Raw genomic sequence first — 19,828 nt, 5'->3', positions numbered from 1 at the left:
TCATAAAAGCGAAGGTTTTTTCGCTTTACAAATAAAAATATACCTGTATATAATAAAAGTATTAGGTGGTATACTGCCGAAGGAGGAAAGGATATGTATGAAGCACTGTATGCGTCTGTTCCCGATGCGGACGCCTATCTGGAACGGATCCACAGGAAGCGCCGGACTGCGCTTACGAAAGAGTATCTGGACGATTTGATCTATGGACATCAGATTCATGTACCTTTTGAGAATCTGGATGTCTGGATGTTTAAAAAAGATATACCGCTGGATATTGCATCTATTTATGAAAAAGTGGTGGTTAAGCACAGGGGCGGCTACTGCTTTGAGCTGAATGCCCTGTTTACTGCCCTGCTAAAGGACCTGGGATTCCATGCCTATTCCTGCATGTGCCGGATCACCAGGAATAATAACTATGTACCGCTGGTGCTTCACAGGGGGATCCTTGTGGAACTGGATGGCATGAAGTATTTCTGTGATGTGGGCTATGGCGGTCCCATGCCTCCGGGAGCGGTACCGGTGCAGGACGGGGCAGAGGCGGATATCCGTGGAGAGAAGTATTATATGTACAAGGATGTGGTACCCTGGTGGACCATGAAGAGAAGGACAAGCAGCGGGGCCATGGAATCCATGCTGCAGTTTTATACTATGCCTCAGGAGGCAGTGGATTATATTCCCATGAATGAATACTGTTCCAAGAATGAGAATTCGGTGTTTTGTCAGAGGCTTTATGTGAATATGAGGACGGAAAATGGGAGTGTTTCGGTTGTGGGGAATATCTTTACAGAAGTGGAGAATGGGGCAGTGGTGCAGGAAACGGAGATTGGGGAGGAGAAAGTGGCTGGGATTTTGGAGAAGTATTTTGGTATTTTGTTATAGAGAAAAGGCAGAGGTGTCTCATGTGGGGCCTCTGTCTTTTTAGGGTAACGGCAGATTCATCTCTAAAAGAAGAAATACTTGACAAACCGTTCCCAATACCGTATTATAAAGGTAATCAAGATTACAGAGGCAGATATCATGAATATAAACCCTGACAGAAAGATCAAATATATTACCATTACCAGCCGGATTCTGGAGGAAGAAGGCATAGAGGGTGTGAGCATCCGGCGTGTTGCCAAGGAAGCCGGATGTACGAGCGCTGTTCTTTATAAGCACTTTGAGAACAGAGATCATCTGATCATGCTGGCCTCTGTCAAGTTTCTGGAGAATTACATACAGGAGTTCCGCAAACAGACCAGACGAAAAGATATCACGTCCATTCAGATGGACTTGATCCTCTGGAAATTCTTTATTCGTGAAGCGTTTACGAAGAAGCCATATTATGAGCAGATGTTTTTCAGTCCGGAACGTGATAAGCTGGAAGACTGTGTATATGAGTATTACCAGTTGTTTCCGGAGCAGCAGCGGGATTTCGATGGATTCAGTGCCAGTATTATTTTCAGCAATAATCTGACAGAGCGTGAGTTTATCCGGCTCAGAAGAGCTGCAAATGCCGGATTGATCACTCTGGATAACGCTTCCCTTCTGAGTCGTCTGGCAACTGCCGTTTTCCATGGACTTTTTATTTTGTATCCTTATTCTGAAATGAAAGATAATAAGGCTGCAATGGAGATGGCTATTGAGGACTGTTATCGTCTGATATATGAACTCTTCCGAAAATTTGTTGAACCGGAAACTGTCCTGGATGCGGATTAGGGAGATTTACATGAAAAACCCTGGTTTGACGATTGTATTATAAATGAGATACACAAAGTAGAGCTGATACGCAAGGTATCAGCTATGCTTTAAACCTTAAAGGTAATCGCGATTACATAAATGATTACTTTTAGATTCCAATTTAACCGCAGTTATTTTATGGCTGCGGGGAATATTCTTTTGTTTCACATGTAACTGTTAACATATAATTTGTTGTGAAAAAAAGTGCACAGCAGAAAAGGAGAAATTTATGACAAAACGTGATGAGCAGATCGTGGAACGGATTCACCAGAATACGCTTCGTATCCTGGAGGAAGTAGGTATGGCTTTTCTTTCCGAGGAGGCTTTGGAGATCCTTCGTAAAGGCGGCATACGGGTGGAAGAAAATCGTGCTTATTTTACCGAGGAGCAGGTGATGCATGCGTTGGATACTGCGGTGAAAGATTTTACCGTATATGCAAGAAACAGTACCTACAATGTGAAAATGAATACAGAGGACCTGTATATCACTCCGGGGTATGGAAGCCCGAGTATTTGTGAAGCAGACGGCAAGGTCAGAACAGCGACTTTTGATGACTTTCTGAAACTTGCCATGATCGTGCAGTCCAGTGACGCATTTTCAATCAACGGCGGTATTCTTGCCCAGCCATCGGACATTGATGCCGATATTTCTGTAGAAGCAATGGTTTATACTACACTCTGCCGTTCCGATAAAGCGCTTTTTTCCGTGTGCGGAGGCGGTGAGCAGGCGGAACATATTATGGAAATGCTGCGGATCGTGTTTGGGGGTGACATTGAAAAGATTCCATGCTGCTTTAACTTGATTTCCACGTTAAGTCCGCTGGGAATCACAAAAGGCACTCTTGACACCATAAACGTTTGTGCCAAAAACGGCCAGCCGCTGGTAATTGCGCCTGGACCTATGGCAGGCGGTACCGGTCCCATCTCACTTGCCGGCAATACCTCCCTTGCCAATGCTGAGATTTTAGCCACGAATGTCTATGCGCAGTTGGTTCATCCGGGTACGCCTATTGTCTACGGGTTCGCCGCCACTGTCAGCGATATGAAAAATATGAATGTATCCAATGCCTGCCCTGGTTTCCTGAAGGAGGCACGTTATGGGGCGTTGTTGTCCAAGAAATATGGCCTTGCATGTAGAAGCGGCGGAGGAATGTCCAATGCAAATGGTCTGACTGCTCAGGCCGGAGTGGAAAGCGCCATGAGTCTGTTTGAATCGTTTTCGGAAAAGGCCAATCTGGTCATGCATGCGACAGGATCACTGCATTCCTTTAATACGGTAAGTTACGAGAAATTTATTATGGATATTGAGACCATTGACCGTATGCGTTACTATTTCAGTGACCTTCCGGATGATGACGATGCTCTGGCTTTTGATGCGATTCAGGAGGTTGCGGAGGAAGGCAGCAACTTTATTACGGTCGAACATACCTTTGAACGGTGCAGAATGGATCCATGGTTTAGTACGGTTTCCGTTCATGATAACGGGCGAGGTAATCCTAATGAAGAATTGTATGCCTCTGCGCAGAAAAGAATTGAAAAGGTTTTAGAGGAATATGAATATCCCACTTTGTCACAGGAAAAAAGGGATGCACTGGACGCAATCATGAGAAAACTGGGAATGAAAGAGAAAGATATTGCAAAGGTGTGAGAAAGAAGCGAGATGCAGCAGAAGAGAGCAGCTATAATAGAATGAGACAGAACCGGGGCGTGACATCAGTCATGCCCCGGTGTACTTTTAAAATTTCTCCCAATGTATTTTATCCAAAGGAAGTGCTGACAATTCTTGTTTCGCCGGATGATTCTGCGGCATACCCAGTGAAAGAACCGCCTCTAAAACATACGTTTTTGGATACCCCAGGAATTTTCTCAAATAATCCTCCGTGGTCTCTCCATTTGGCGTCACCCTAAGCCTTCCCTGGATCCAGCAGCTTCCAAGACCCAGGCTGTCAGCCATCAGGTGCATATTGGACATTACGATGGAACAGTCTTCAATCCAGACATCAGAGGCGGTGCTGTCAGCCACCACTACGATTGCTGCCTGGGCGCCGGCCAGCATTTTGGCTGAACCCACACGGCAGTCGGATAATTTTTCCAGGACGGCTCTCTCTTTTACCACGATAATTTCCCATGGGCGGATAGAACGGCTGGATGCGGAAAGGAGACCGGCCTGTAAAACGGTCATCAAAGTCTCTTCCGGGATTGGTTCTTTCGTGTATTTTCTTACGCTATGTCTGTTCTGCAGGATTTCTAATAAGCTCATATGACTTCCTCCTTAATAGGTGAGAGATTATAAGTAGTGTTAAATACCATAAAATTCCAGAAATTGTCTGGTTTCCGGGCGGGTGGGAGCAAAGAGCAGCCTTTCTTTCGGCCCGGATTCAAAAAGTTGTCCTTTGTGGAAAAACAGGATTTCATCGGCGATTCTTTTGGCCTGCTGAAGGCTGTGGGTTATGAGGAGCAGCACACAGCCGCTTTTCTTGGCATACTCCCAAATGAGATTTTCCGATAAAAAAGTGGTTTCCACATCCATGGCGGCGGTGGGTTCATCCAGGATCACCAGGTCAAAGTGTTTCATCATCAGCCGTGCCAGTGCCATGCGGGACGTCTCTCCCCCGGAAAGCCGGTCTGCACGCTGGGATGCAAGACTGTCCAATTGAAGAACCTCCATTAAGCGTTCTGCTTTTGCGCTGTCAGAACCGCCCAGGAGGATATTGGCTTTTGTGCTCATCCGAAAGGCGTAGTTCTTCTGGGGGATGTAGCCAACGGTGATGCCGGCGTCAAGCTGAGGACCTTTTTGGTCTGCGGGGAGGACTTTTGCCAGAATTTTTGCGTACGTGGATTTTCCGCTGCCGTTGGAGCCGATAATGCTGTAGATTTTTCCGGGATGCAGTTCTAGTTCGGGAACATCCAGGACAGTTACGCCGTGATAGGTCTTGGAAAAGGCAGAAATCTTCATTTGCTTAACCTCCTTTGCAGTAAAGTGATCGCGGTATTTACAAGCAGGGAAATGGTAAGCAGGATCATGCCCAGTGCGATGCCGAGAGAGAAATTGCCGCGGTTGGTATATTGCATGATAGCCGTGGTCATTACATTCGTCTTCCAGGCAATGGCGCCGCCCACCATGGAAACAGCCCCCACTTCTGAGATTGCTCTGGCGAAGGACAGCATATAGACAAAAAAAATCTGATAGATACATTCATTGGCCAGCAGCAAAAGGGTTTTGATTCTGGTAAGCCCCAGACCTCTGGTGGTTTCCTGTATGGCGGGGGCGATTCCGGAGACGTAAGTTTCCATGTTTCCAATCACGATGGGGGTAATCAGAACCACCTGTGCCAGGATCATAATGTTTACAGTGAACAGGAGCTTTCCGCGGCGAAGGGGGCCAACGCCGGAGAATAGGATATAAAACAAAAGACCGCAGACCACAGGCGGCATGCCCATGAGTGTGCGATTCATTATGAGTATAAGGCCTTTTCCCCGGAAGTGGCAGGCTCCAAGCCAGATTCCAAACGGAACTCCGATCAGGAGGGCAATGATAGAACTGGTGAGACTCATTCTTGCTGTTACGAAGAGGATATTGCACAGCTCCGCATCTCCGGTCATAATTAAGTGTATTGCTTTTTCAAATGCAGACTGCATTTTTCTGCCTTTTCCTCCGTTTTTTGATTTTAATGCATCCCGGTAAAAAGTCCGCAGAGGGTGCTTCCTGCCGTGTTAAGGACATACACATGGAAGAATTTCTTCCATGCGTATGTCACTGCAGAGTAATGCCTTACATTTCGCCGTTGTTTTGAACAAATACCAGGAAGGTGGCTTTATCTGTCAGGATATAACCGCCCATCTCTTCGGCCATGACCAGACATGCTCCCATGCCGGCATTCGCTGATGTATACCAGTCTGTATAAGAGGCAAAGGAATCCGGCTGATCCGTGATCCCCAGGTCTTTTGGCCATAGGGACAATTCTTTTGTATGGGTTCCGGAACCGTCACCGCGGGAGATAAAGACGCTTTTTGTCTCAGCAATGGCGGCAAAGGCATCTAAGACATTTTCACAGGAAGCAGTTCCTGCGGGGTCAGCCGATGGGCCGCAGAGCACAAAGTAATTGTAGAGGAATGAAAGACGTTCGGATGCAAAGCCGTCAACCGTACGTGCGTAACCGTCAGCTACAAATACCTCCTCCTGTGATTTTGCATGGACGAGGATGAGGTCAGCATTGCCGTACTGTGCGGCGGCAATCGCCTTTCCCGTGCCTGCAGACTGTATTTCAACCGTATATCCATACTTTTCTTCAAAAGTTGGGAGCATATATCCAAGCAGACCGGAATCGTTCACAGAAGTAGTCGTGGAGAGACGGATGATTTTGTTTTCTTCCGCTGCGGGGGTGATCTCCCCAGAGTAGGCTGGGGCATCGTCCTTCACATAAAATAAATGGTCATTGTATTTAGCAACGCCATAGTCAGCAGCCAGATCCAGGGCTTCCTGTGTCAGAAACCAGTCAATCAGAGCATCGGCGCCTTCTGTGTTGATGGCAACATCAGAAACAGCATTTCCGTCGGCGTCAGCAAATGGTGCATCCGGATTTACTGCGATAAGCGTATAGGTATTGATCATGCTCTCGTCAGTTTCTTTCAGGATGACAGTGTCGGGAGCAGATTGTGTTGCTGCGTCTGTGTCGTCCTTTGTTTCCGTTTCTGCGGCGGCCGCGTCAGCCTTTGGCTTGCTATGATCCCCGCCGGAACAGCCTGTCAGCATAGTGAAGCTCAAAGCCAGAGTTAGTAGTAATGCGATGTTTTTTTTCATGATCTTCCTCCAAAAATGTGTAATAAAAAATGACCAGCCGTTCCAATACCAAAAGAGCATAAATATCGTGCAAATTTCTTGGCTTTGGAAAGAGGCTCGTCCACCGCTTTACAAAAATAATATAGAACTGCTGTGATTCTGACTTTTGATTCGTACAGGCAGTCATCTTTTGAAAATGATTATAGCATAGGCTTTATACAATTTCAATAGTTTTATCATTTCGTATTGTATATTATGCTTGATTGATATTAGTAACCGTTCAGATGTCTGAACGGTTATAGATATTTTCAAAGTCTTGAAAAATATTTGTTCAAAAAAGCGGGTTGTGTGATATCATAGATTTCAGTTCCATAAAAACTGTGGATTTTAATGGGAGGTAAATAGTATGCTGCAAGTAAAAACGCCGGAGGAGGTCCTGGAGCTCATAGAGCAGGAGTTCGTTCCTCTGAAAGAGAGTATGGAAACGGTACCGCTTCTGTCTGCCATAGGCAGGGTACTGGGGGAAGATATTTTGGCAAAGGAATATGTTCCGGATTTTAACCGGTCCACTGTGGATGGATTTGCGATCCGTGCCAGGGACACTTTTGGCTGCTCTGATGCCATTCCCGCCATCCTGCCTCTTGCAGGGGAGGTGCTGATGGGGGAAGGGGCAGAATTTGAACTGCAGCCGGAAACCTGCTGTGCAGTTCCCACAGGCGGTGCTGTACCGAAAGGTGCAGACTGTGTGGTCATGGTTGAATATACGGAGGATTACAGTGACGGTACTATGGGGATTACAAAGCCAGCCGCACCGGGAGAGAATATGATCTTCAGGGGAGATGATGTGGAACCGGGAAAAGTGGTTCTGAGGAAAGGACGGGTTCTTGGGGCCCAGGATATAGGAGCACTGGCCGCTGTGGGCTGTGTCCGGGTACCTGTCAGGAAAAAGCTGGTGGTGGGGGTGATATCCACCGGGGATGAACTGGTCCCGCCTGAGAACAGTCCAAAAGCCGGACAGATCAGGGATGTAAATGGTCCAATGCTGGAAGCCATGCTCACTTTTTTTGGGGCAGAGGTGAAAAACTACGGCATAGTCAAAGATGATGAGAAACGGCTTGCCGCCGTGATGGAGGAAGCGGTCTCGAAATGCGATGCCGTACTGCTCTCAGGAGGAAGCAGTGTGGGGATCAAGGATGCCTCCTGCAGGATCATCCAATCCATGGGAACACTGCTGCTGCATGGTATTGCCATCAAGCCCGGAAAACCTACCATTTTGGGAAAGGCGGGGAACAAACCCCTTGTAGGTCTGCCGGGGCATCCTGTGGCTGCCTATTTTGTCACAAAACTTTTTGTCCTTTCGCTGCTTGGAAGACTGTCCTGCCGGGATATGAGCAGCTATACGGTCACGGCAAGGATATCGGAGAATGTCAGTGCAAATCATGGCAGGGCGCAGTACCACTGTGTCCGTCTTGAAAAGAGAGACGGAGAACTGTTTGCATTCCCTATCCGCGGAAAGTCGGGCCTGATCACAACGCTGGCGGGAACGGATGGTTATTTCTGTATCGACAGAGACTGTGAAGGGGTAGCAAAAGGCGCCGAGGTACAAGTGACCGTGGTATTAGAGCGTGTTTGAGATTGGAGGTGCCTGGTATGAGAACGGTTGACACAGTCGTGATAGGCGGCGGCATCCTGGGATGTATGGCAGCGCGTGAACTGATGCGATGGAAGATACGGACAATACTGATCGAGGAAAAAGAGGATATCTGCACAGGTGTCACCAGAGCAAACAGCGCTGTGGTTTATGCCGGTTATGATAATCCGCCGGGAAGCTTGAAAGCGGCCATGACGGTTCGGGGCAATGGAGCGTTTGATGTCTTGTGTGAGGAACTGGAAGTGCCGTTTCTGCGAAGAGGATCTTTGATGGCTGCCTTTGGGCCGCGGGCTGAAAAAGTGTTACAGAAAAAATACAGCAATGGCCAGAAAAACCAGGTACCGGGACTTAAACTGCTTTCAGGAAAGGAAGCTTGTAAAATGGAGCCACATCTGGCTCCCCATGTGACGGCGGCACTCTATGCCCCCACCACCGGGACGGTGAATCCCTGGCAGCTGGGGATTGCAGCTTATGAAAATGCGGTACAGAATGGATGTGATATCCTGTTGAATACAAAAGTGCTGGGAATCCAAAAAAGAGAGAAGGGATATCTCATTGAAACGGACAGAGAAGGGATCGCATGCAGGGCGGTCCTGAACTGTGCAGGGATTTTGGCAGATAAGATACAGGAAATGCTGTTTTTGCCATCCGTTCGGTTATTTCTTGACGGGACAGACTTTCTGGTGTTGGACAGGGAGGCAGATGTTCCAAAATATATCATTTTCCATGAATCTGAAGAAAAAGGGAAAGGCATCACCGCAGTGCCCACTGTGGAGGGAAACCTGCTGCTTGGCTCTTCTAAGCGGGCCTTTGACGGAGCGTATTTTGCGGTGGCCTCTGGCAGCATAGAACGTCTGCGCCACAGTGCGGCCTGCGTGCTGCCAAAGGTGGATCTGAACCAGGTGATCCGCGCTTTCGGCGCGGTCCGTCCGAACCCATATCAGGTGAAGAAACAAGAGGGGGGATTTGTTTCGGACGGGAAAAGTATTGGAAGTTTTGTTATTGAAAATCCTGCTGCCGGTTTTTACAGCCTGATCGGAATTAAGACGCCGGGACTGACATGTGCCAATGAGTTGGGGAAATATCTTGCCCGGTGCCTGGCAGCATATTTAGATGCGGAGCCGAACCGGGCGTTTGATCCTAAGCGAAGGGCGATCCGGAGGGTTCACGGCATGGACTTTGCGTCCAGAGCATCTCTGGTCAAACAAGACCCGGATTACGGAGACATTGTATGTCCATGCGAGGATATATCCAGAGCAGAGATATTGGAAGCTATCCGCCGGGGAGCAGTTACGGCTGCCGGGGTAAAGCGGAGAGTGGGGGCTGGTATGGGAAGGTGCCAGAGCAGCCGATGCAGCCGGGTCATCGCTGCATTGTTGGAGGAAGAGGGATATGGAGCATTGTGATATAGTAATTGTGGGTGCCGGCGCTGCCGGGATCGCCGCTGCGCGCTCTGCTGATGAAGCGGGAGGCAAAAGTATCCTACTGGTTGACAGCAAACAGAAGATGGGAGGGGTCCTGCTACAGTGCGCTCACCATGGCTTCGGCCCGCAGCTTACCGGTGTGGAGTATGTGCAAAAACTGCTGGAACAGTTTCCAAAAGAAATCAAAGTCATGCTGGGAACCACGGTTGTGTCGGTCTCCTCTGACCGTACTATGGTGTTGTCAAGTCCGTCTTGCGGCCTTCAAAAAATCCGGTTTGAGCAATTGATCCTGGCTGCAGGCTGCCAGGAGATTCCAATAGGAGCCCTGCCGATTGGGGGGACACGTCCGGAAGGGATTTATACAGCTGGTCAGGCCCAGGAACTGGTGAATATCTGTCACAAACTGCCAAAGGGACCGTCCGTGATCCTGGGAAGCGGGGATTTGGGCTTGATCATGGCGGAACAATTAAGTCTGGAAGGGGTAAAAGTCGCAGCAATGATTGAACAGAAGGCTGTCTGCGGCGGTCTGGCCAGAAACCAGCGATGTCTTGAAACGTATCATATTCCCCTCCTCTGTTCCTCCACGGTTACGGAGGTGCTGGGGCAGGAGGTTCTGACCGCAGTGAAGGTCAGCAGATCAGACACAGGGGAGGAACAGATCATCCCATGCAGCAGTCTGTTGGTAGCTGCGGGACTGCGCCCGGACAGGTCCCTGTTGCTGGGGCTTGGCAGTCCGGACTGGGTGCATCTCTGCGGTAACTGCCGTAGAGTACACCCCATGGTGGAGGCAGTGACTGCAGAGGGAAAACAGGCTGGGGCCGCTGCCTGTGTGAGAATGAAAAAATAATATCCCGGCGGTAGACTGTCATGCTGACACACGCTAATCCACCGGGATCATTCTTTGTTCCATAGTTTCCAGATTGAAAAGCAGAAGTCTGCCGCACAGAGAAGGCTCATGGCTTGTGAGTATTTTGACTGCCTGTGCGGTCTGTACAGCAGCGCAGGCTGCCGGGGTCATGGGAAGGCTGGTTTTTGAGACCGCATCTGTGCAGGAAGGGGCTGTGCCTGTGCCATAGATACGGTGCAGTACCCGGCTGCCCGGACGCCCCACGGTGACCTGCAGATTCCATCCCAGAACAGCACCGTGGATGAAAGTTACCCCCTGCCTTTCACAGGCATCCTCCATCAGAAAGCGGGAGGGGATATTGTCAAGCGCATCTATGACCAGATCCTGGTTTCGGATGAGACGGTCAGCATTCTCTTCACCAAAGAAAGCCTCCACCGGTAGGATATCTATGCCGGGCGCTATTCGCTTCATGCGCTGGGCGGCAGCAGCAGCTTTTCTGTGTCCGATCAGATCAGGGGCGCTGAGAAGCTGACGGTTCAAATTGCTCACCTCGAATACATCGTTGTCGACAACCGTAATATGCCCAACCCCAAGCCGGGCAAGATATTCCAGAACATATCCCCCCAGGCCTCCGCAGCCAATGACCAGAACTTTTTTTGAGACAAGTACAGCCTGTTCTTCTTCACTTATGGAAGGTATATTTCTTTCGTAACGTTTCTCCATAATTCTGATACCATCCTTTCTTTACTCTTGCAGCTATGAGGATAACGGATAGCTACGATATCTCCTTTAAGGAAAAATAGTTTATAGTAAAATCCCTGAAACTGCGGCCGAAATCTGTCAGATGTTTATCCCGCTTGAAGCAGATCCTGAGCTCACGCGAGAAACGGTGGTCCAGCAGAGGGATCAGCCGTATGTTTTTGGAACGGTAAAAATCAGAGCAGTTTTCGGAAACAAAACCGACAGCGATGCCGGAGGCGATTATCTGCCGGTGCATCTCACGCGAATCGACAAAGGACTGGGAGGCCCCCCGGATGGTCAGCGCCTTATAGATTTTGTAAGCATGTTCAGGGAAGGACTTCTTATGGCGGAGAAAGACAAAATCAAGTTCGTTCAGCATTTTCAGGCTGACTGCCGTACTTTTGGAGAGACTGTGCACTGTGGGGACGGCCAGCATGTAATTTTCTGTGCTAAAACCGAAGCCGGTGAACCGGTCATACTGAAGTTCTGCGGGATAGATGAGGACATCGTATTCATTGATGTCCAGATACTCCACATCCTCGATATAGCTGTTAAGCGTATATTCTGTTTCCGCATGGATATTCTTAAAACCTGCCATACAGGGGTACAGCCTGTCAATGGACCCGCAGCTCCCGATCTTTATCCGGGTATCGGATCCTGTGGTCATGAGCTGGATGTCGTTTTTCAGAGTTTGATATTCCTGCAGTATAAGATCACAGCTCTTTAAGAAGCGTTTTCCGGCAGGATTGAGTGAGAGCTGCTTGGATGTCCGGTCAAAAAGCGGTGTCTCAAGCTCTGACTCCAGCGCAGCAATGGTTTTAGACAGAGAGGATTGGGATATATGGAGCAATTCCGCAGCCCTTGACATATTTTCAAGCTGTGCAATGGTTATAAAGTAGCTTAATTGTGATATTTTCATTTTATCCCCCTGGTATTAAAAGGTTACAATACTGTCATCAGGATTGAGTGGTTCCATACGGAGCACCTCCAGATACGGCATTACGGCATTGTATTTCTGCATAAAGCGGTAGCGGACCATGGCCTCAGCGTGTACATGGGCAAACTGAGGAATGGAATCAATCAGGTCGTAATGTGCCATATAGCCCAGAAACTCCATATCTGCCTCACAGCAGGTGATGGCAATCCTTCCAAGCGCAAAGCCGCCGGTTCCAAGGACCGGTGATTTTTTTACGCTGGCATTCATGGATATCCGCCTGCCCTTGTATCTGTTTTGGTGATCCTGGCAGTCATAAAACCAGCAGACATAGTTTTCAGGTGTGATGACCACAGGATCTGCCTCCAGTGTGTATGGAAGGATATCTCTGATATCGTCAAAGGCATAGAGACTTCCTTGTGATTCAATCATGACAGCGGAAGTATCATCAAGAAGCGGTCTCAGCTTTGCCTTTACAGGACTGAGCATACCGGTGCCGCCGCTGTCACATCTGTTGATGAAGATCTGATCACACCGACTCAGCATAGGTCCCAGAAATGCTCTCATGTTATCAAGGTACAGACCAAGTGTAGGCCCACATAATACGGCAATTCTTTTCTCTACCTTCCAGTTCTGTGGCAGCTCGAATTCGACCAGATCCCACATGGCATTACATTCAAGGATGATTCTTTTCGGAGCATAGAGCGCATCAAGACGTTCCAGGTACTCCCGGTTCAGGCGGGATTCGTCTTCAAGCCCGATCACGGTTATGTTCTTTTGGTTAAGGCAAGTGTCGTCATATGCAGTTTCACCCTCCTCGCAGGAGAGGAGCAGTATGTCTTCTTTCTCCGGACACAGAGTGCCGCCTTGGGCCAGCCGGTTGATCAATGTGGATTTTCCCGCATCCAGAAATCCTCTTATAAGTGTTACCGGAATAAATCGCTTCATGCTGTTCATTGTAAACTCCTTTATCATGTCAGTTGAATGTTCGCAATGTGTACTTTATGTTACGAATTTAGCAAAATCCCATTTGAATGTCAATAAGGATATATTCTATTTTGGAATGGTAAAAATGTGAAATATTAATCAAAAAGACAATAAATATAGTGCATATTCAACAATGAAATTGGGTAATTACATGATTTTGCTCTATGTTTTCCATAATTTTTAATTTGAAATTAGAATGATAAATGGCAGTGGCTTTCTTGATTTCTATTTTGTTAAGTGATAAATTTAAATCAGTAAAAATAGGAAAATGTTCATAATACAAATTTTTAGTTCATATTACAAACAAAATGGAGGCAAAACCAATGATTGCATTATATGGTGAACAGACAAGACTGACACTGGAAAATATGAGTTTCTCAGGCGTCAGGCTAGCAGAGTTTCCATCTTATCTCACTGCGCTTGCCCAGGTGAAGAAAGCCTGTGCCATTGCAAATCACCGGGCAGGACTTCTGGATGATGAGAAGAAAGAGGCAATATGTCAGGCATGTGATGAACTGTTGCAGCACGATTATTCGGAACAGTTCCCTGTGGATGCTTTTCATGGCGGCGGCGGTATCGGAACTAACATGAACATGAATGAGGTGATCGCCGGCCTTGCAGGACATGGGGTACAGTCTGTGGATGATGTCAATATGTCCCAGTCTACCTCAGATGTGTGCCACACGGCACTGCGGTTATGTCTCAGCAGAGAGGCCGGCAGCCTTGTGAAGGTCATTGGGCCGTTGATTCGCACCGCCGAAGAAAAGTCTGAGGCCTTTCATCCCCATCCGACGATTGCAAGGACCTGCTGGCAGGACGGGATGTCTGTTCCGGCAGACGCGGTGCTTAAAGGATTTGCAGATGCCCTCTCGGAACAGCTTGAGCTGTTGGAGGATTATAAGGATACCCTTTGCAAGGTCAATCTCGGATGGACGGTGATCGGTTCAGGGACCGGAGCATCGGATGGTTACAGGCGGCATATCATGGAGGCCCTCAGAGAGGTGACAGAGCATCCGTTTTCCTGGAAGAAAAGTGCTTATCAGGCGGCCCAGTATACAGAAGACTTGTCCGTATTATCGGTCTATATACGGATAATTTCCTCCATTCTAGCCAAGTTTGCAAGAGATATACGGCTTCTGGCATCCGGCCCGGAGACGGGGCTTGGGGAATGGCGGATACCGGCTGTGCAGGCAGGTTCCTCCTTCTTTCCCGGCAAGGTCAATCCTGTAATTGCAGAAATGGTCATTCAGTGCGATATGCTCATCGGAGGAAATGACAGTGTGATCCAGAATGTACTGGCACAGGGAGAGGTCCACCTTAATGTATGGGAGGATATGGCCGGGTTTTTACTGGTTCAAAATATTATGAGGCTTTCTAAAGCGGCAGACCTGTTCCACAGGAACTGTGTCAGCGGATTAGAACTAAACGTGGAGACCGGCGTGGGTTATTCCAGGGCCTCCATCCCGCTGATCGTCCGTTACAAAGAGAAGTATGGATATAAAAAGCTTGCGGTACAGGTAAAGAAATATGGCTTTGAGGAGACTGTTTTGAGGATCCGGAAAGGGGAGCTTGACCAGCCTTGAAAATGGAAGCAATACCAACTTTGTATAGTAAACACTATAAAATAAATTTAAAAAACCTGATAAGGAGGAACGTAAAATGAAAATGAAAGCTGCTGTAATGACCGCTTTAGGAAAACCGCTGGAGGTAAGAGAGGTAGAGCTTGCCGAACCGAAATCAGATGAGGTGCTTGTAAAGATACTGGCTACTGCGGTATGTCACAGTGATCTGAACATACTCAATGATCCGACCACACCGATTCCCCAGGTCCTGGGACACGAGGGTGCCGGAGAGGTGGTAAAAGTAGGGGACAGCGTCACTACCTGTAAAGTGGGCGATAAAGTAGCACTGAGCTGGGTTCCTTACTGCGGTACATGTCCATTCTGCCGTGCGGGAAAGACAAATCTCTGCGAGACGGCATTTGGCCCCATGTTCAATGGCACTTTGCTTGACGGAACAAGCAGACTGAGCCTGGACGGCGGTCCCTGCTACCATATGAGTCTGCTCTCCACGTTTGCAGAGTATACTGTGGTTCCCCAGATGAGCTGTGTGCCGATCCCCGATGAGATGCCTATGGCGCCTGCCAGTATGATCGGCTGCGGCGTTGCTACCGGATACGGTTCTGCGGTGCGTGCCGCACAGGTCACCCCAGGCTCCTCTGTTGCGATCTTTGGTGTGGGAGGAGTAGGCGCCAATGCTGTGCAGGCCGCAAAACTCTGTGGAGCGGCTACTATCATTGCCTGTGATATCAAGAATGAGAACCTTGAACTGTCTAAGAATTTTGGCGCCACCCATACGATCAATACACTAGAGGTCAAAGATGTTCCGGCAGCTATTCGTGAGATCACGGAAGGGGTGGGAGCAGAATATACCATTGATTGTACCGGTAACACAATGGTTGGAAGAATGGCATGGATGAGCGGCAGAAAGGGTTCTACGAATGTAGTGATCGGAGCCTATCCGGCTGACGGGACGTTAGAACTTCCCTCCGGAAGTTTCCACAGAGTCGCGAAAATCCTGAAAGGAAGTTTCTATGGGGATGTGAATCCATTTGAAGATTTTCCTAAGATCGCACAGTTGTATCTGGAAGGAAAATATGATCTTGACAGCCTTATCATCAAAAAAATCAAACTGGATGATATCAATGTGGCCTTTGATGCATTCCATGATCCAAAGGCAAAGAACATGGGACGCTATATTATTGATTTCCAGTAAGAGATACTATTTTTCATGAGACCGGAAGCCGGCACACGGTTGTCGGCTTCCGGTGATTCAGACAGCTCTAAAGTCTAATGAGAAAGCTTCCTTGCTATACGGGCAGCGGAAGCCTTCAGTTTGGGAATATAAGAAAGCATATGGTCCTTTGTGAAACGTACGGTAGGACCGGCAATATTGAGAATCCCCACCAGCTTTTTATTTAAGGAGATGGGTACAGACAGACCACTGTCCCCTTGATTATATTCATCAATGATATAAGCATATCCATCCCTGCGGCATTCCTCGATGCGCTGCAGGATATCCTCCCTGTTTGTTGGAGTAAATTCGGTATAGGAGGGAAGTTTATCCGGGAATACCGTCTCAATCTCCTCATCGCTCATGAAGCTTAACTGAACAAGGCCGGTGGAAGTGCCGAACAGGGGAGTAACCATGTTGGTGTAGTCTTTTAGACGTATGGTTTCAAAGGAATCGAGCTGAAGAATCGTCCGGGCTCCAATCCTTTCAGGCAGCAGGAGCATAATAGTTTCACCGATCAGATGGCGGAGCTGTTCCATTTCCGGTCTGGAATATTCCACCAGGGCAACAGAGCTGGCGGAAGAGGCGGAAAGCAGGTTACAGGCTTTGCAGGAGATGCAGTACTGTTTCGTGTTTGGGAGCTGAGTGATAAAATCACTTTCTATCATGGTAGAAAGAATACGCCATATGGTGGTACGGTTCAGGCCTGTTGCATTCTGCAGAACCTGGATGGTTACGGGTGATTTAGACAGGCTGATGATTTCAAAGATCTTGAGGGCCCGCTCTAGAACCTGAATATTGTACTTAAAGGCTTCTGGTTTCGTAAGGCTATCGTTTGATGAGTTCATATGTTACATCCTTAATCTTTTTCTTGGTAATTATAAAATTCTATCATTGTGTGAATGGTCTGTCAATGCTTTGACTTGATTTGATTGAATCAGCATAACGGTTCAATAGTCTGAACGGTTCCACAGAATGAGGATAGATATAATGGAGGTAAAATGCATGATAGAACATGACCTGCTGGGAAACATCACGGTTCCGGATGTCAGGTATTATGGAGCTCAGACACAGAGATCTCTTGATCTGTGCAGAACTTCCAGAGAGACCTTAGAGTGTTATCCCGAGCTGATTTACTGTATAGCGGCGATCAAAAAGGCTTATGCCCAGGCACACGGGAGTCTTGGGGTCTTGGACAGCAAAACTGCGGATTGTATTGCCCGTGCGTCCCTTATGATCATGAATGGGGAGATGGCGGGTGAGTTTCCGTCGGATGTCATCTGCGGAGGCGGATGCGTCAATATCCATATGAACGTCAATGAGGTTGCCGCAAAAAAAGCCAATGAACTGCTGACGGGACATAAGGGCACGGATGTGATACATCCCAATACCCATGTAAATAAAGGGCAGTCAACCAATGACGTCATACCGGCAGCGATCAAGCTGGCGCTGTATCGGAATCTCACTGCGGTAAAAAAATCTGTAATGGTACTCAAGAATGCCTATGAGCAAAAAGCAAAAGAATACAAAGACACTGTGAAGGTGTCCAGAACCTGCATCCAGGATGCAGTGCCGATCACGTTTGGACAATTTTGGGGGGCAGCGGTATCCTTCCTTGGAAGGCAGATAGAAGAGATGGATTCTGTGATGCAGGAATGTCTTGCGCTCCCCCTTGGGGCCACCGCTGTAGGAACCGGTCTGAATCTGTATGAGGGGACTCCGGAGCTGGTACTGAAAAGCCTCACACAGACATTCGGAGTTGAGATCACCCAGGAACATGACCTGTTCGACGGGCTACAGTATACGGATATATACATCAGGGCTTCCTCAGCCATAAAGGCAGCCATGACCGGCATATCAAAAATGGCACGTGATCTAAGGTTTATGTCCAGTGGTCCCCGGTCAGGACTGGGGGAAATCCGTATCGCTCCGGTGCAGAACGGTTCCAGCATCATGCCGGGTAAGGTGAACCCGGCGCTTCCTGAATCAATGAATGTCCTTTCTTATCTGGTGATCGGAATGGATGCTGCGGTGACGGCAGCCGCCGAAGGCGGAGAACTTGAGCTGAATGTATGGGAGGCAGTCATTATCTCAGAACTGCTGCGTATGACACAGATACTGCCGGATATGATAGAGACATTTGCCAAAAAATGTGTGAAAACGATCAAAGTGAACATAGAGCGGTGCCTGAAAGAAGCGGAGGATACACTTTCATCAGCCGCCGTCATTTCGGCCTTAAAGGGGTACCAGATTGGCACAGAGGCAGCGCAGTATGCAGCCGCCAGGGGATTGTCCTTAAAGGAGGCCGCGGTTGCATGTGGATGTCTGAGCCGGGAGGAGGCAGACGATCTGCTTGATCCGCTGATGCTCACAGATGTATTGAAGACAGGAAAGCTGCTTCTTGAATATAAAGACAAATAAAGACTTTATGAAGGATGAGATTGTGATGAATTATGCGGAAGAATCATTAAAAAAGCATTATGAATGGAAAGGAAAACTGGAAATCACACCGCGTACTGCCGTGGACAGCAAAGAAACGCTTTCCCTGGCCTATACACCTGGTGTAGCACAGCCCTGTCTTGAGATACAGGAAGACGTGAATAAAAGTTTTGAACTCACGAGAAGATGGAATACGGTAGCGGTCATCACGGACGGGACGGCTGTCCTGGGCCTTGGAGACATAGGACCAGAGGCGGGGATGCCGGTTATGGAGGGCAAATGTGTTCTTTTCAAGGCCTTCGGAGATGTGGATGCCATACCACTGTGTGTCCGCTCAAAAAGTGTGGATGAGATTGTGGAAACCATTACTTTACTGGCAGGTTCTTTCGGCGGCATAAATCTTGAGGACATTTCAGCGCCCCGCTGTTTTGAAATTGAAAAGAGACTGAAAGAGAACTGCGATATACCAGTTTTCCATGATGACCAGCACGGAACGGCTGTCATCACATTGGCCGGGCTCATGAATGCACTGAAAGTGACAGGAAAAAAGATGGAACGTGTTAAGGTGGTGGTAAACGGGGCTGGCGCAGCAGCAGTGGCGATCACGAAACTGCTGATTTTTGCAGGTATTACCAATGTGATCCTCTGCGACCGGAAAGGTGCGATTTATGAAGGACGCCGGGAAAATATGAATCAGATCAAGGAAGAGATGGCCAAAATCACCAACCGTGACAAAATAACAGGAAGCCTGAAAGACGTTATAAAAGGAGCGGATGTGTTTATAGGGGTTTCTGCTCCGGCTGCTATGAATACAGATATGGTCAGGACAATGAATCAAGATGCGGTTATCTTTGCCTGTGCCAATCCCACTCCGGAGATTTTTCCGGAGGATGCAAAAGCGGGCGGTGCCGCCGTTGTTGCCACGGGAAGAAGTGATTATCCGAATCAGATCAACAATGTCCTTGCGTTCCCGGGAATCTTCAGAGGTGCGCTGGATGTAAGGGCAAGTGATATTAACGATGCGATGAAACTTGCAGCGGCACATGCGCTGGCAGAACTGATCAGCGAAGAGGAGCTGAATACTGAGTATATCATCCCGGAGGCATTTGATCCGAGCGTAAAAACTGCTGTGGCAAAAGCAGTGAAGCAGGCGGCCTATGATTCGGGAACCGCAAGAGTTTAGGAGGAAAATGGATGAGGATCAAGATTATTGTGGAGAGCATCATCATCCCAAAATCAGGCAGGGATCATGAGCTGGAAGTAGGAGCAGATGCTTCAGCGGCAGACGTTGTAAAAAAGATGGAGGAAGAAGGTCTGACAGGAAGCCTGACAGCTGCAGAGGTGCTTCAAACGCATATGCTGATCTGCAATTCAAAACATATTGGGCCTGAGGCAGAGTTAAAAGATGGTGATACGCTTATGATCATCAAAACACTTCTGGGAGGCTGAACAAACCCCCGGGAAATATCGTGACTTAAATTCTTAGGGCTGCACGCAGCCTGGCTGCTGAATATGG

19 protein-coding genes are annotated in these 19,828 nt (G+C 48.2%); 11 read left to right on the top strand and 8 right to left on the bottom strand.

The features are described from left to right. The first annotated feature begins 93 nt into the window (after positions 1-93). From A4V09_RS12010 to A4V09_RS12000, 3 genes are all read left to right on the top strand, one after another. Positions 94-879: an arylamine N-acetyltransferase family protein gene (locus A4V09_RS12010; protein WP_065542562.1), complete on the top strand. Its 786-nt coding sequence runs from the start codon at positions 94-96 to the stop codon at positions 877-879. A 138-nt stretch (positions 880-1,017) separates the two neighbouring features. Next, entirely contained in the window at positions 1,018-1,695 is a 678-nt protein-coding gene (locus tag A4V09_RS12005; RefSeq protein WP_157123500.1) for a TetR family transcriptional regulator, read from the top strand. Positions 1,696-1,945: 250 nt separating this feature from the next. Then, positions 1,946-3,364 carry a trimethylamine methyltransferase family protein gene (locus A4V09_RS12000; protein ID WP_065542560.1) on the top strand — a complete coding sequence of 473 codons (1,419 nt, stop codon included), beginning with the start codon at positions 1,946-1,948 and terminating at the stop codon, positions 3,362-3,364. An 87-nt stretch (positions 3,365-3,451) separates the two neighbouring features. On the opposite strand, the gene A4V09_RS11995 is transcribed toward A4V09_RS12000, so the two are convergent. The 4 genes from A4V09_RS11995 to A4V09_RS11980 all read right to left on the bottom strand — a co-directional run bounded on the left by A4V09_RS11995 (position 3,452) and on the right by A4V09_RS11980 (position 6,517). Further along, on the bottom strand, positions 3,452-3,976 hold the full coding sequence (locus A4V09_RS11995; RefSeq protein WP_065542559.1) for a nitroreductase family protein: 525 nt from the start codon (positions 3,974-3,976) through the stop codon (positions 3,452-3,454). Between the two features lie 39 nt (positions 3,977-4,015). Then, positions 4,016-4,672 (bottom strand): ATP-binding cassette domain-containing protein, encoded by a 657-nt coding sequence (locus A4V09_RS11990; protein ID WP_065542558.1) that lies wholly within the window; start codon positions 4,670-4,672, stop codon positions 4,016-4,018. Then, a complete protein-coding gene (locus tag A4V09_RS11985) occupies positions 4,669-5,355 on the bottom strand; it encodes an ABC transporter permease (RefSeq protein ID WP_065542557.1) in 687 nt (228 codons plus the stop codon). The genes A4V09_RS11990 and A4V09_RS11985 overlap by 4 nt, the downstream gene beginning before the upstream one ends. Before the next feature lie 133 nt (positions 5,356-5,488). Beyond that, a complete protein-coding gene (locus tag A4V09_RS11980; RefSeq protein WP_065542556.1) occupies positions 5,489-6,517 on the bottom strand; it encodes an ABC transporter substrate-binding protein in 1,029 nt (342 codons plus the stop codon). A gap of 385 nt (positions 6,518-6,902) precedes the next feature. Between A4V09_RS11980 and A4V09_RS11975 the strand changes: the two genes are divergently transcribed. Genes A4V09_RS11975 through A4V09_RS11965 form a run of 3 tightly spaced genes read left to right on the top strand, consistent with a single transcriptional unit; the run spans position 6,903 to position 10,418 of the window. Then, on the top strand, positions 6,903-8,129 hold the full coding sequence (locus A4V09_RS11975; protein WP_065542555.1) for a molybdopterin molybdotransferase MoeA: 1,227 nt from the start codon (positions 6,903-6,905) through the stop codon (positions 8,127-8,129). A 17-nt stretch (positions 8,130-8,146) separates the two neighbouring features. Beyond that, positions 8,147-9,553 (top strand): NAD(P)/FAD-dependent oxidoreductase, encoded by a 1,407-nt coding sequence (locus tag A4V09_RS11970; protein WP_065542554.1) that lies wholly within the window; start codon positions 8,147-8,149, stop codon positions 9,551-9,553. Continuing rightward, positions 9,540-10,418, top strand: a complete 879-nt coding sequence (locus A4V09_RS11965; protein ID WP_065542553.1) for an NAD(P)/FAD-dependent oxidoreductase — start codon at positions 9,540-9,542, stop codon at positions 10,416-10,418. The genes A4V09_RS11970 and A4V09_RS11965 overlap by 14 nt, the downstream gene beginning before the upstream one ends. A gap of 33 nt (positions 10,419-10,451) precedes the next feature. Here the strand turns inward: A4V09_RS11965 and A4V09_RS11960 are convergent, their stop codons facing one another. From A4V09_RS11960 to A4V09_RS11950, 3 genes are read right to left on the bottom strand one after another with little or no spacing between them, the layout of a single operon-like run. Then, on the bottom strand, positions 10,452-11,141 hold the full coding sequence (locus A4V09_RS11960; RefSeq protein ID WP_065542552.1) for a HesA/MoeB/ThiF family protein: 690 nt from the start codon (positions 11,139-11,141) through the stop codon (positions 10,452-10,454). 52 nt (positions 11,142-11,193) lie between these two features. Next, complete coding sequence (locus tag A4V09_RS11955; protein WP_065542551.1) at positions 11,194-12,078, bottom strand: LysR family transcriptional regulator; 885 nt, start codon at positions 12,076-12,078, stop codon at positions 11,194-11,196. A gap of 15 nt (positions 12,079-12,093) precedes the next feature. Continuing rightward, positions 12,094-13,050 carry a TIGR03943 family putative permease subunit gene (locus A4V09_RS11950; RefSeq protein WP_065542550.1) on the bottom strand — a complete coding sequence of 319 codons (957 nt, stop codon included), beginning with the start codon at positions 13,048-13,050 and terminating at the stop codon, positions 12,094-12,096. Positions 13,051-13,403: 353 nt separating this feature from the next. On the opposite strand from A4V09_RS11950, the gene A4V09_RS11945 reads away from it, so the two are divergent. Both A4V09_RS11945 and A4V09_RS11940 read left to right on the top strand, forming a co-directional pair. Beyond that, the gene (locus A4V09_RS11945) at positions 13,404-14,663 is read left to right on the top strand and encodes a lyase family protein (RefSeq protein ID WP_157766947.1); all 1,260 of its coding nucleotides are present in this window, start codon (positions 13,404-13,406) and stop codon (positions 14,661-14,663) included. Positions 14,664-14,739: 76 nt separating this feature from the next. Further along, positions 14,740-15,855: a Zn-dependent alcohol dehydrogenase gene (locus tag A4V09_RS11940; RefSeq protein WP_084043564.1), complete on the top strand. Its 1,116-nt coding sequence runs from the start codon at positions 14,740-14,742 to the stop codon at positions 15,853-15,855. 74 nt (positions 15,856-15,929) lie between these two features. On the opposite strand, the gene A4V09_RS11935 is transcribed toward A4V09_RS11940, so the two are convergent. Continuing rightward, positions 15,930-16,721 carry an IclR family transcriptional regulator gene (locus A4V09_RS11935; RefSeq protein ID WP_065542548.1) on the bottom strand — a complete coding sequence of 264 codons (792 nt, stop codon included), beginning with the start codon at positions 16,719-16,721 and terminating at the stop codon, positions 15,930-15,932. Between the two features lie 157 nt (positions 16,722-16,878). Between A4V09_RS11935 and A4V09_RS11930 the strand changes: the two genes are divergently transcribed. Genes A4V09_RS11930 through A4V09_RS11920 form a run of 3 tightly spaced genes read left to right on the top strand, consistent with a single transcriptional unit; the run spans position 16,879 to position 19,761 of the window. After that, a complete protein-coding gene (locus A4V09_RS11930; protein WP_065544755.1) occupies positions 16,879-18,294 on the top strand; it encodes a lyase family protein in 1,416 nt (471 codons plus the stop codon). 25 nt (positions 18,295-18,319) lie between these two features. Further along, positions 18,320-19,495: an NAD(P)-dependent malic enzyme gene (locus A4V09_RS11925; RefSeq protein ID WP_065544754.1), complete on the top strand. Its 1,176-nt coding sequence runs from the start codon at positions 18,320-18,322 to the stop codon at positions 19,493-19,495. Positions 19,496-19,506: 11 nt separating this feature from the next. After that, positions 19,507-19,761 carry a ubiquitin family protein gene (locus A4V09_RS11920; RefSeq protein WP_065542547.1) on the top strand — a complete coding sequence of 85 codons (255 nt, stop codon included), beginning with the start codon at positions 19,507-19,509 and terminating at the stop codon, positions 19,759-19,761. Positions 19,762-19,828: the final 67 nt, after the last annotated feature.

It is taken from the genome of Blautia pseudococcoides, from assembly GCF_001689125.2.
GTDB lineage: Bacteria > Bacillota > Clostridia > Lachnospirales > Lachnospiraceae > Blautia > Blautia pseudococcoides.
Note: the sequence above shows the minus strand (reverse complement) of the source record. Positions and strands in the feature narration are given on the sequence as shown.